We start from the raw sequence: 12,722 nt of genomic DNA, 5'->3' as shown, positions 1-12,722 counted from the left end.
GTTACTCGCGGTCCTCTGCGGTCGAACGGCGGCGCAGGGCGAACAGGACTCCACCGCCGACGAGCACCACCGCGGCGGCGGCGATACCGATGATGACACCGGTCGAGCTTCCATCCTTGGAGGAACTCTTCCCATCCGCGGGCACCGCTGACCACCAGGACCAGTAGCCGTCCTGGCCGTAGATGTTGCCCGCGGCCGTCGGCATGGTGGTGATGGACTTGATCTGGTCGGTGCGGTAGGCCTCGACGGCGTTCGGGTACGCAAGGATGTTCATGTACCCGGAGTCGTAGAGCCAGGACTGCATCTCCTTGACAGTCTCCGCGCGCTTGGTCGGGTCGTACTCCGCCAGCTGCTTGTTGTAGAGCTCGTCGTACTTCTTGTCGCAGATGAAGTTGTCGGTCGCGGCGCTCTCCTTGGCCTTCACCGGGAGCGCGGCGCAGGAGTGGATGCCGAGGACGAAGTCCGGGTCGGGGTTGACCGACCAGCCGTCGAACGCGAGGTCGTACTCACCCGCGTACCAGGGCACGGACACGTCATCAAGACAATTGACCTTGAGCCCGATCCCGAGATCCCCCCACCACTCCTTCAGATACTTCCCGACGGCCTTGTCGTTCGGGTCGGTGGCGTGACACAGGATGCGGAAGTCGAGCGGCTTGCCGTCCTTGCCGACGCGCTTGCCGTCGCCGTTCTTCTTGTAGCCCGCGTCGTCGAGGAGTTGGGCCGCCTTCTTGGGGTCGTACGACAGCTTCTGGTCGGCCGAGGGCTTCCAGGCGTACTCGGAGAAGCGAGGCGGAATGTATCCCTCGCCCTCGACGGCCTGGCCCTGGAAGACCTTGTCGACCAGCGCCTCACGGTCCACGGAGAGGAAGAGCGCCTGACGGACCTTCTTGTCCAGGAGGGCCGGGTGACCGTCACCGAACTTCTTGCGGTCGCGGGTCTGGGCGCCGGGGTTGGTGGCGAGGGCGAAGAAGCGCCGGCCGGGCCCCTCGTTCACCTTCACGTTCTCCGTGCCCTTGAGCTCGGCGGCCTGCGCCGGGGTGAGGGCGGGCTGCCCGGCCACGAAGGAGACCTCGCCCTTCTTGAGCGCCGCGACGGCCGCGTCCTGGTCCTTGTACGTCTTGAAGACCAGCTCGTCGAACTTGGGCGCACCGCGCCAGAAGTTCTTGTTGGCCTTCAGCTTCACGTACTGGTCGGTCTTGTAGTCCTCCAGGACGAAGGGGCCGTTGCCGACGATGGGGAAGGACTTGTCGTTGTTGAACTTGGAGACGTCGTCGACCTTCTCCCACACGTGCTTCGGGACGATCGGCACGTCGAGCGCGGCCATGGTGGCCTGCGGCTTCTTGAGCTCGATGACGAGCTTGGTGGGGCTCGGGGCCGTCACCTTCTTGAAGTTGGCGACGAAGCCGGAGTTGGCGGTGGCGGTGCCTTCCTTCGACATCACCTTGTTGAACGTCCAGGCTGCGTCCTCGGCCGTCGCCGGCTTGCCGTCGGACCACTTGGAGTTGTCCCGGATGGTGTAGGTCCAGGTCAGCTTGTCGGCGGACGGCTTCCAGTCGGTGGCGAAGCCATCGATGGCGTGGTTGTCCTTGGCGTCGTAGTTCGTCAGGTACTCGTACGTCAGGCGGTGGATGCTGGTGCTGAGCAGCCGCTGAGCGAGGAAGGGACTGAGCGAGTCGACGCTCTGGGCCACCGCGACGGTGAGGGTCTTCTTGCCGTCCGCCTTGGCCTCGGCCTGGTCAGGGGCCGGGTTCAGGGGAGTGGCAAGGCCCGCGGTGAGGGCGAGGGCGCCGGCTCCGGCCGCCAGGAGGAGCGGGAGGCGGGTGCGGGTGCGGCCGCGGGGCCGTGGGGGTGCCTTCGTGGTGGGGTGAGACCGTGTTCTGCCGTGCTGATCTTGTGTATCCATGGGTCGGTGACCTCGCGTCATCGCTCGCGCAGAGATGGCTAGTTGATCAAGGAACGCCAGCTGGTTGATGTGTGTGTCTACCAGCGCCAGTCTGCGTCAGTCAACGGCAGGTGAACCCCATGTGGCCTGCGGAAATAACGAGTTGACCCGGATTTCATCCGCATTGGTCAAGACCTGTGAAGCGTGGCTGGTCGGGGGGTGATGGTGGAGGGAGGGGCAGGTGGGGGAGTTCTGGGGCGGGGGGCCTTCGTGCCGGTTCGCGGCTCGGCGGCTCGGACACCCGCCCTCCCCCTCCGTTGCTGGTTCGGTGCTGCGGGGCAATCGGGTGGGTGGGCGGGAAAGCTTGTTCGCCAGCGGAAACTGCGGGGCAACGAGAAACGCACTGGGCCCGCACCACGGGTTGGTGCGGGCCCAGTTGAATCGGCAGAGGCGAAGGCTACTGCTGAGGCGCTTCCGGCGCCGGAGGCTGCGGCTGATAGGGAGCCCCGGGCTGGAACGGCTGCCCAGGCTGAACGGGCGGCGGCGCCTGCCCACCCTGAGGCTGCCCCTGAGGAGCCTGGAACGGCTGCCCCGGAGCGGGGGCAGCAGGCGCGGCCCCCTGCGGAGGAGCGGCGTTCTGCCAACCCTGCGGAGCCCCCGGCTGCTGCGGATACGGCTGCCCACCCGGCTGAGGGTGAGGCTGCTGCTGCGGAGGTTGCTGCTGCGGCGGCGGCTGGGGAACGTACGGCTGCTGCGGCGCCTGCCCGGGCACCGGCCCCTGTCCCGGATACGGTGCCTGCCCAGGCGCAGGCGCCTGCCCCGGGTAAGGCTGCTGCCCAGGCGCGGGCGCCTGCTGACCGGGATAGGCCCCCTGGCCAGGCAGAGGCGGAGCCACGACCGGCGGCGGATTGCCGTCGGAGGTCCAGAGCCCCTGCTGCTGCTGAGCCCGCACGAAGTCCTCGGCAACCATTGCCGAAAGGTTGAAGTACGCCTCCCGCACCTTCGGCCGCATCATGTCGAGATCGACCTCGGCACCGGCGGCAAGATGCTCGTCGAAGGGAATGACGACAACGCCCCGGCACCGCGTCTCGAAGTGCGACACGATGTCGTCGACCTTGATCATCTTCCCGGTCTCGCGGACTCCCGAGATGACGGTGATGGAACGCGACACAAGGTCGGCGTACCCATGGGCGGACAGCCAGTCCAACGTCGTGGACGCACTGCTGGCGCCGTCCACGGAGGGCGTGGAAATGATGATCAGCTGATCGGCGAGGTCGAGAACGCCCCGCATGGCGCTGTAGAGCAGCCCCGTACCCGAGTCGGTGAGGATGATCGGGTACTGCTTCCCCAGTACGTCGATGGCGCGCCGGTAGTCCTCGTCGTTGAAGGTCGTCGAGACGGCCGGGTCGACGTCATTGGCGATGATCTCGAGCCCGGACGCGGCCTGCGAGGTGAAGCGCCGGATGTCCATGTACGAGTTGAGGTACGGGATCGCCTGGACGAGGTCACGGATGGTGGCCCCGGTCTCGCGCCGCACCCGTCGCCCGAGCGTGCCCGCGTCGGGGTTGGCGTCGATCGCGAGGATCTTGTCCTGCCGCTCGGTGGCGAGCGTCGACCCGAGCGCGGTAGTGGTGGTGGTCTTGCCCACCCCACCCTTGAGGCTGATGACAGCGATCCGATAGCAGGACAGAACCGGAGTCCGGATCAGCTCCAACTTCCGCTGCCGCTCGGCCTCTTCCTTCTTGCCGCCGAGCTTGAACCGCGACCCGCCGGCTGCGGGCCTGCTGCTCTTGGCCTTCGGCTTGGTGTTGCGAAGCAGCCGGTCGGAGGACAGCTCGACGGCGGCGGTGTAGCCGAGCGGGGCGCCGGGGTTGGTCCGCTCCCGCTGATCGTGCTGCACGGCCTGCGGCCAGGCGGCACCTGTGCGGGGATCGATGGGCGGCTGGGGCTGCGCCGGGGGCTGTGCCTGCGGCTGTGCCTGCGCCTGCTGCTGGGCCGGGAGCGGCTGCGGGGGCTGCTGCTGTTGATGCGGGGGCTGCGGCTGCGGCTGGGGCTGGACCTGGGGCGCCTGCTGCGGCTGAGGCTGCGCGACGGCGGGCGGAAGCGGCTGCTGGGCCTGAGGCGCAGGCGGCTGCGGGAACCCGTAACTGCCCTGAGCGGCAGGGGAGTTGGGTTTGTACGGGGCAGGAGCCCCCTGCTGCGGGAACCCATAACCACTCGGCGGGACGGGCGCTTGAGGGGCAGGCGCCACGGGAGCAGGAGCAGGAGCAGGCGTAGGTGCCGGAGCAGGCGCACCGGCCTGCGGGAACCCGTACCCAGCCGGAGGCGCCGGAGCATCGGCGACTGGCGTCGCGGGCGCGACCGGAGAGGGAGCCACAGGCCCGGTGGGCGAAGGCCAAGCGGGAGGCGCAGCCTGAACAGGCGCAGGCGCAGGCGCAGGCGAGGGCTCAGCCTGCTGGGGCACCTGGGGCACCTGGGGCACCTGGGGCGCTTGGGGCGCTTGCGGCACCGGCGGCTGCACGGGCTCGGCAACCGGCGTCGGCTCCGCGGGCGGCGGCGTCGAGGCCTGGACGGGCACGGGCCACTGCGGCGCCGACGTGGGCGCGGCGGGCTGGAAGGCGGGCGGCAGCGGCGGAAGCCCACCGTGGGGCGCTGGCGGCGGAGTCCAGGACGGCGGCACGGAGTCCTGGACTTCGTCGACGGGCGCGGCAGGCGCGGCGTCCTCGGGAGCGGCATCCTCCGGAACAGCGTCACGGATCTCATCGGCGACGTCGGCACCGTCGACATCACCGGAATCTGCGGAGTCCTCGACGCGATTATCCGAGAGGGAATCGCCGTCGTCCGAGTCGGCCTCTCCAACGGGCTCAGGCTCGGACTCACCAGAAGGCGACACATCGTCTACGTGGCGGTCATCGGCAGAGTCAAGACCAGGGTCGCCCTCGCCCAACTCATCCACGCCAGAGGACTCAGAGGACTCAGAGGACTCAGAGGAAGCAGTGACAACCTCGTCGGCATCCACATCCACATCGGAATCTGCACCCGCACCCGCAGCCGCACCCGCATCCGAATCCACATCGGCATCGTCCTGCGGAGCCTCAGCGGCGGCCCGCTCCTCGATCTCCCGCTTCAGGGCGGCAGAGGAGAACCGCATGGTGGCGCCACTCTCGAGATCGCCATTGCTCTCGGCAACAGGCTCGGCGACGGGCTCGACCGCAGCAGGAGACACGGAAGCAGGCTCGGCCTCGGCCTCGGCCTCGTGTTCCGGCTCAGGCTCCGGCTCCGGATCCGGCTCCGACGGAACCTCAGGCTTGGGAACAACACCGGTCACATGCACAGAGGAGGCGACACCAGCAACGGCACCACTCCAGTCAGCGGCACCCCCCGAAGGCGAACCGCCCTCCGACGCAGCCGAAGGAGCAGCAGGCTCCGGAGGTGAGTCCGGAGCAGGCGCGACAGGAGCAACCGGAGCAGGAGCAACCGGGGAAGGAGCAGTCGGCGCAGACCAGTCCGCCTGCGGCTGGAACCCGCTCCCCACAGGCAGCTTCGGCACGGCAGTCGGCCGCACCGGCGGAGCCGGCGGCTCAGGAACAACGGGAGGAGCGGCAGGCTCCGCAGAAGGCGAAACCGCTGGTGAAGAAACCGGCGGGGACGCAGCCGCGGAAGGCGCGGAAGGTGCGGAAGGCGAAGAAGGCGAAGAAGGCGACGCCGAAGGAGTCTCCCCCGCACTGCCGGACGCATTCTGCGTGTACCAGGCAGGCGGGGCGTAGTCGATGGTGAACTCGCCCGTCGTCTCGGCAGCGGACTCCGCGTCGGACTGATCATCGACGGGTGTGTCCCAGCCCCCGCGGATCTCGTCCCGATCGCTGTTCACAATGCCTCCTGGTGTGGTCGAGCACCCTCGTGCCGTGGTGGGGGGCGACCGTTCCTGTCGTCCGATCCGCCTTGGCTCTCCCCGTTGGGGACGCGAACCACCCACTCGCGGGTTCTGGCGTCGCGCCCTGTCCCAGCCTAATCACCAAAAGCACCAGCACGGCAGGGCAGCCCACCCCACGAATGCTGTCCTTTGCGTCACGCTCCCCACGGGAGTGATCCCTGTATCCGAAACAGTGACGGACAAATCCCCCAACAGGCGACAAGAGGCCGCTAATTCATGAGGCTGCCGGCGTCACCCCGTCGCTGAGCCGGCCCTCCGTGCCGTACTCAACGATCCGGTCTCGGCGTCCGCGACCTGCACCGACCGTGCCCGGGGCGCATGCCCTCAGGGGCGGAACGCGAAGGAACTCCCGCTCTGCGGCACGGCGTTGGTCGTCCTTGCGTCCCCGCAGTGGATCAACGGCCTGCGCATCCGCGTACGATCATTCGCTTCGCCCCGTGCCCCGGCGGATGCCCCATGCCCCATGCCTTGCCCCCCCACAGACGTAGACGTAGACAAGGACCTCACGACGTGAGCTTCGGCCCGCCTCCTTCTTCCTTCACCCAGTCCGCGCTCGCGGCGGACGGAGCCCGCAGGATTCGTCGGAGACGGCTGATCGGCGTCATGGCCGCCGTCCTCGTCGTGGTGCTGTGCGCCGGTGGCGGGTTCCTCTGGTTCGGGACCGGCGGCTCGACACCCGACGACGGCAAGGCGGATGCCGCACCTCAGGGCCGCCTCGACGTCAGGGAGACGGTCGAGGAGCGGCCCGCGACCACGAGGGGCCAGATGGCCTTCCGGTTCTCGGTCGACGACATGAGCCCCGGTGAGGAGTACGAGATGCCGGGCACCTGGGCGACGGACAAGATCCTTGCCAAGGGCATCAACAGAACGCTCGTGGGCTTCAAGATGGGCAAGGACGCGTCCACGGGTGACGAGACCTGGCGTACACCGCTCGCCGGCCCCATCTGCGGGCTCACGCGGCATGTGACCGTGGAAGGCCGCACCGCGGTGCTCCACAGGTCCAAGAACGACCCCGAAGCGCCCTGCGATCACGTGGCCTTCGTCGACATCGACACGGGCGAAAAGGTCTGGGAGAAGGAGTTCCCGACGTCAGAGACCGTGTTCGGACAGGACCCGACGAGTGTGTCGATCACGCATGGCACCGTTGCTGTGACGTGGGGCAACGGCTCTGCGGGGTACGACATGGACACGGGGGACCGGCTGTGGAAGAAGGCCCGTGTCTCCGGCTGTGAGCACGCCGGTCTGGCGGGTGGGCGCGGCCTGCTCATGTTGTTGGCCTGCGTCCACACCAAGGACACGACGTATCAGGTGCAGAAGCTGAATCCCAGGACCGGCCACGCGAAGTGGACGTACCTGGTGGCCGACGGAGTCAAGGGCGTCAATCTGCTGTCCGCCGAGCCGGCGGTCATCGCCCCTGCCGCGGGCGACGTCCAGGTGACGCACCTGATCTCGCTCGACGACCGCGGAAAGCGACGCGCGACCATCGGGCTCGAAGGTGGTCATTACGTCGTCAATTGCGACACCGCGACAGGCTTCGACGCGGTCGACAGCTGCCCCTCGACGGTGGTCAGCGGCGACCAGGTCTTCGTCATGAGCCGCGAGGACCCGCACGGCGACATGGTCAACAACGCGAATCGCATCGTGTCGTTCGACCTCGCGACGGGCAAGACGGTCAAGAAGTTCGAATCGGGGAACGGCCAGCTGCTCTATCCCCTGCGGATGAGCGGGGACCAGCTCCTTGCGTACCGGGAGAGCAGTGACCGCATCACGCCCATGGGGGTGGTGAGCCTGAACCCACGGACCGGCAAGGAGACCCCGTACTTCTTCTTCGGCCTGCCCCTTGAAGGCTGGACGCTCTCCGACCTCGAATTGAGTGACATCGTGGTCCAGGACGGGCGGATCTTTTTCGGCAGCAGGCGAGCGACAGGGCCCAGTGCCGAGAAGAAGAAGGAATGGACGTGGCTGGTCATCGGCATCGAGGGTGCGAAGCGGTAGCGCGGCCCCGGCCCCAGAGGGTCTCGGTCAGCCCGTGGCCCGGCTGTCGTCGCGCGGCGCCGACTCCAGATCGAATTCCCCGTCCCGAGCCCCGAGCACGAAGGCCCGCCATTCCGCCTCGGTGTACCGCAGCACCGTCTCGGGCTCGATCGACGACCGCATGGCCACGGCCCCGTCCGGCAGGTACGCGATCTCGACCCGCTCCTCGTGCGCCTCGGTGCCCGGCGCGCTGTGCCACTCCACGCCGGAGATGTCGAGAGCGTAGAGCTCGTTCTTCTCCCGCTCCTTGCGTGCTGCGACGTCCTCGTCCTGAGCCTGGGCGCTCTTGCCCTCTGTCTCGGCCATGGTGCGCGGACCCCTCCCGTGCGAACGAACTGTCGGCTCAGACTACTGGCGGGCCGCCGCGGGGGACCGAGTATCGGATCACGTGCACACTTGTGGGGGTGGATGCGGTAAAGGGCACCACCGGGCGGGCGGTCCTGGCCGCCCTGGTACCCTGTGTAACGGCCGTATGTGTACGCGCCCCCGGACCCCCTCAAGCGAGGGCCTGGAGGCAGCGCCCAGCGGACCTCGCCTCCCGAGTTATGGAAGCTCCCCTGCGATTTAGACCAGGGGCACTCGGTGGCCACGAAAAGACTACGAGGAGTAAGCGTGTCGCTCGACGCCGCTACGAAGAAGCAGATCATGACCGAGTTCGGCCAGAAGGAGGGCGACACCGGCTCCCCCGAGGTCCAGGTCGCCATGCTCTCCCGCCGGATCTCGGACCTGACCGAGCACCTCAAGACCCACAAGCACGACCACCACTCCCGTCGTGGTCTGCTGATCCTGGTCGGTCAGCGCCGCCGTCTGCTGCAGTACCTGGCCAAGAAGGACATCAAGCGCTTCCGTGCGCTGGTGGACCGTCTGGGCATCCGTCGCGGTGCGGCGGGCGCCAAGTAAGACATCGTGAAGGGGGCGGTTCCCACGCAAGAGGGGGCCGCTCCCTTTGCTGTACGTGCGCATTGTCACCGACGCTTTGTAGTCTGGTGACGGAAGCACGTCCCCGCGGGTAGGGATCACCATGGTCCAGCGCCCGGGGGACACCTAGTACGACCTCACGAAGGAGAGGCGCACCAGCCGCCGCCGATCTTCGGTAGTGGCCCCCGGGCGAAACCCCCGGGAGCTTCGATCGAAGACCGGCCCGCACACACGGCGCGCTTCTCCACACAGTCCCCGTCCACGAAGGACGCATGGGACGCCGCCCCCGGGCCACACGGGCCCAGGGGCGAGAAGACGAAACGTAGACACGTAGGAGAACAGTGGAGAACGAGACCCACTACGCCGAGGCTGTTATCGACAACGGCACTTTCGGCACCCGCACCATCCGCTTCGAGACGGGCCGCCTGGCCAAGCAGGCCGCAGGCTCCGCCGTCGCGTACCTGGACGACGACACCATGGTGCTGTCGGCCACCACCGCTTCCAAGCGGCCCAAGGACCAGCTCGACTTCTTCCCCCTCACGGTGGACGTCGAGGAGCGGCAGTACGCCGCCGGCAAGATCCCCGGTTCGTTCTTCCGTCGTGAGGGTCGCCCCTCCGAGGACGCGATCCTGACCTGCCGCCTGATCGACCGCCCGCTGCGTCCTTCCTTCAAGAAGGGCCTGCGCAACGAGATCCAGATCGTCGAGACGGTCATGGCGCTCAACCCCGACCACTTGTACGACGTGGTCGCGATCAACGCCGCCTCCTGCTCCACGCAGCTGGCCGGCCTGCCCTTCTCGGGCCCGATCGGCGGCACGCGCGTGGCGCTCATCAAGGGCCAGTGGGTCGCCTTCCCGACGCACACCGAGCTCGAGGACGCCGTCTTCGACATGGTCGTCGCCGGTCGCGTCCTCGAGGACGGCGACGTCGCGATCATGATGGTCGAGGCCGAGGCCACCGAGAAGACCATCCAGCTCGTCGCGGACGGCGCCGAGGCGCCGACCGAGGAGATCGTCGCCGCCGGTCTGGAAGCCGCGAAGCCCTTCATCAAGGCGCTCTGCAAGGCCCAGTCCGACCTCGCCGCCAAGGCCGCCAAGCCCACCGGCGAGTTCCCGGTCTTCCTGGACTACCAGGACGACGTCCTCGAGGCCCTGACCGCCGCCGTGAAGTCGGAGCTCTCCCAGGCCCTGACCATCGCCGGCAAGCAGGAGCGCGAGGCCGAGCTCGACCGCGTCAAGGAGATCGCCTCCGAGAAGCTGCTCCCGCAGTTCGAGGGCCGCGAGAAGGAGATCTCCGGTGCGTACCGCGCGCTGACCAAGAAGCTGGTCCGCGAGCGCGTCATCAAGGACAAGGTCCGCATCGACGGCCGTGGCGTCACGGACATCCGTACGCTCGCCGCCGAGGTCGAGGCCATCCCGCGCGTGCACGGTTCGGCGCTGTTCGAGCGTGGCGAGACCCAGATCCTGGGCGTCACCACCCTCAACATGCTCCGCATGGAGCAGCAGCTCGACACCCTTTCGCCGGTGACGCGCAAGCGCTACATGCACAACTACAACTTCCCGCCGTACTCGGTCGGCGAGACCGGCCGCGTCGGTTCGCCCAAGCGCCGCGAGATCGGCCACGGCGCGCTCGCCGAGCGCGCGATCGTGCCCGTGCTCCCCTCGCGCGAGGACTTCCCGTACGCGATCCGTCAGGTCTCCGAGGCCCTCGGTTCGAACGGCTCGACGTCCATGGGCTCGGTCTGTGCCTCGACGATGTCGCTGCTGAACGCCGGTGTGCCGCTGAAGGCCGCCGTCGCCGGTATCGCCATGGGTCTGATCTCGCAGGAGATCGACGGCCAGACGCACTACGTCGCCCTCACCGACATCCTCGGTGCGGAGGACGCGTTCGGTGACATGGACTTCAAGGTCGCCGGTACGAAGCAGTTCGTGACCGCGCTCCAGCTCGACACCAAGCTCGACGGCATCCCCGCCTCGGTCCTGGCCGCCGCGCTGAAGCAGGCCCGTGACGCGCGTCTGCACATCCTGGACGTCATGAACGAGGCGATCGACGTTCCGGACGAGATGTCCCCGAACGCGCCGCGCATCATCACGGTCAAGATCCCGGTGGACAAGATCGGTGAGGTCATCGGCCCGAAGGGCAAGATGATCAACCAGATCCAGGAGGACACCGGCGCCGACATCACGATCGAGGACGACGGCACCATCTACATCGGTGCTCAGCAGGGCTCGCAGGCCGAGGCCGCCCGCGCCACGATCAACGGCATCGCCAACCCGACCATGCCGGAGGTCGGCGAGCGCTACCTGGGCACGGTCGTCAAGACGACCACCTTCGGTGCGTTCGTGTCCCTGATGCCGGGCAAGGACGGTCTGCTGCACATCTCGCAGATCCGCAAGCTCGCCGGCGGCAAGCGCGTGGAGAACGTCGAGGACGTCGTCGGCGTGGGCCAGAAGGTCCAGGTCGAGATCGCCGAGATCGACTCCCGCGGCAAGCTCTCCCTCATCCCCGTCGTCGAGGGCGAAGAGGGCGACGAGACGAAGGACGACACCGACAAGTGACGTCGCGTAGCACCACGACGACGGCCCGCCCCTCCTCGGAGGGGCGGGCCGTCGCCCGTACCCAAACCCTCCTCAAGGGCAAGGACGGCATCGGCACGGTCCGCCGTACGACGCTGCCGGGCGGCCTCCGCGTCGTCACCGAGACCCTTCCCTCCGTACGCTCGGCGACCTTCGGGATCTGGGCGAACGTCGGCTCCCGCGACGAGACCCCGGCTCTGAACGGCGCCACGCACTACTTGGAGCACCTGCTCTTCAAGGGCACCAAGAAGCGCAGCGCCCTCGACATCTCCTCCGCGCTCGACGCGGTCGGCGGCGAGATGAACGCCTTCACGGCGAAGGAGTACACGTGCTACTACGCACGCGTGCTCGACACCGACCTGCCGCTCGCCATCGACGTCGTCTGCGACATGCTGACGGGCTCCCTGATCCTCCAGGAGGACGTCGACGCCGAGCGTGGCGTCATCCTCGAAGAGATCGCGATGACCGAGGACGACCCGGGCGACTGCGTGCACGACCTGTTCGCGCACACGATGCTCGGCGACACCCCGCTCGGCCGCCCCGTCCTGGGCACCGAGGAGACGGTCAACGCCCTCACCGCGGACCGGATCCGCCGCTTCTACAAGAAGCACTACGACCCGACCCACCTGGTGGTCGCGGCCGCGGGCAACGTCGACCACAACAAGGTCGTACGCCAGGTCCGTGCCGCCTTCGAGAAGGCCGGCGCCCTGAACCGCACCGACGCGACCCCGATGATCCCGCGCCAGGGCTCCCGCGCCCTGCGCACGGCGGGCCGCGTCGAGGTCGTCAACCGCAAGACCGAGCAGGCCCACGTCATCCTCGGCATGCCGGGCCTGGCCCGCACGGACGACCGCCGCTGGGCCATGGGCGTCCTGAACACCGCCCTGGGCGGCGGCATGTCGTCCCGGCTCTTCCAGGAGGTCCGCGAGAAGCGTGGCCTGGCCTACAGCGTGTACTCGTACACGTCGGGCTTCGCCGACACCGGCCTCTTCGGCGTGTACGCGGGCTGCCGCCCGAGCCAGGTGCACGACGTGCTGAAGATCTGCCGCGACGAACTCGACGACGTCGCGCAGAACGGCCTGAGCGACGACGAGATCGGCCGCGCGATCGGCCAGCTCGCGGGCTCCACCGTCCTCGGCCTCGAGGACACCGGCGCGCTGATGAACCGTATCGGCAAGAGCGAGCTGTGCTGGGGCGAGCAGATGTCGGTCGACGACATGCTGGCGAAGATCGCGGCGGTCACCCCGGACGACGTCCGTGAGGTCGCACGCGAGGTCCTCGGCCACCGCCCTTCGCTGTCGGCCATCGGTCCGCTCAAGGACAAGCAGGCCGCCCGCCTGCACGAAGCGGTCTCCTAAGCCCTTAGCGGTCTTCTAAC

The 12,722-nt window shown here is 68.3% G+C and carries 7 protein-coding genes; 4 read left to right on the top strand and 3 right to left on the bottom strand.

Annotation, left to right across the window (positions count from 1 at the left end; genetic code table 11):
- Position 1 precedes the first annotated feature (1 nt).
- Together M4V62_RS12790 and M4V62_RS12785 are read right to left on the bottom strand one after the other, a co-directional pair.
- Positions 2 to 1,903, bottom strand: coding sequence for an ABC transporter substrate-binding protein (locus M4V62_RS12790; protein WP_249587385.1), 1,902 nt, complete (start codon positions 1,901 to 1,903; stop codon positions 2 to 4).
- Between the two features lie 436 nt (positions 1,904 to 2,339).
- On the bottom strand, positions 2,340 to 5,753 hold the full coding sequence (locus tag M4V62_RS12785; RefSeq protein ID WP_249587384.1) for an SCO5717 family growth-regulating ATPase: 3,414 nt from the start codon (positions 5,751 to 5,753) through the stop codon (positions 2,340 to 2,342).
- Between the two features lie 573 nt (positions 5,754 to 6,326).
- Between M4V62_RS12785 and M4V62_RS12780 the strand changes: the two genes are divergently transcribed.
- Entirely contained in the window at positions 6,327 to 7,811 is a 1,485-nt protein-coding gene (locus M4V62_RS12780; RefSeq protein ID WP_249587383.1) for an outer membrane protein assembly factor BamB family protein, read from the top strand.
- A 27-nt stretch (positions 7,812 to 7,838) separates the two neighbouring features.
- On the opposite strand, the gene M4V62_RS12775 is transcribed toward M4V62_RS12780, so the two are convergent.
- A complete protein-coding gene (locus M4V62_RS12775; protein ID WP_249587382.1) occupies positions 7,839 to 8,156 on the bottom strand; it encodes a DUF397 domain-containing protein in 318 nt (105 codons plus the stop codon).
- A 306-nt stretch (positions 8,157 to 8,462) separates the two neighbouring features.
- On the opposite strand from M4V62_RS12775, the gene rpsO reads away from it, so the two are divergent.
- The 3 genes from rpsO to M4V62_RS12760 all read left to right on the top strand — a co-directional run bounded on the left by rpsO (position 8,463) and on the right by M4V62_RS12760 (position 12,702).
- Positions 8,463 to 8,750, top strand: coding sequence for a 30S ribosomal protein S15 (rpsO, locus tag M4V62_RS12770; RefSeq protein ID WP_160507553.1), 288 nt, complete (start codon positions 8,463 to 8,465; stop codon positions 8,748 to 8,750).
- A 359-nt stretch (positions 8,751 to 9,109) separates the two neighbouring features.
- Positions 9,110 to 11,326 carry a polyribonucleotide nucleotidyltransferase gene (locus M4V62_RS12765; protein ID WP_249587381.1) on the top strand — a complete coding sequence of 739 codons (2,217 nt, stop codon included), beginning with the start codon at positions 9,110 to 9,112 and terminating at the stop codon, positions 11,324 to 11,326.
- Positions 11,323 to 12,702 carry a M16 family metallopeptidase gene (locus tag M4V62_RS12760; protein ID WP_249587380.1) on the top strand — a complete coding sequence of 460 codons (1,380 nt, stop codon included), beginning with the start codon at positions 11,323 to 11,325 and terminating at the stop codon, positions 12,700 to 12,702. Before M4V62_RS12765 ends, M4V62_RS12760 begins: the two co-directional genes overlap by 4 nt.
- Positions 12,703 to 12,722 lie beyond the last annotated feature (20 nt).

Source organism: Streptomyces durmitorensis (assembly GCF_023498005.1).
Classification (GTDB): Bacteria; Actinomycetota; Actinomycetes; order Streptomycetales; family Streptomycetaceae; genus Streptomyces; species Streptomyces durmitorensis.
This window is presented reverse-complemented; position numbering and strand designations above follow the sequence as displayed.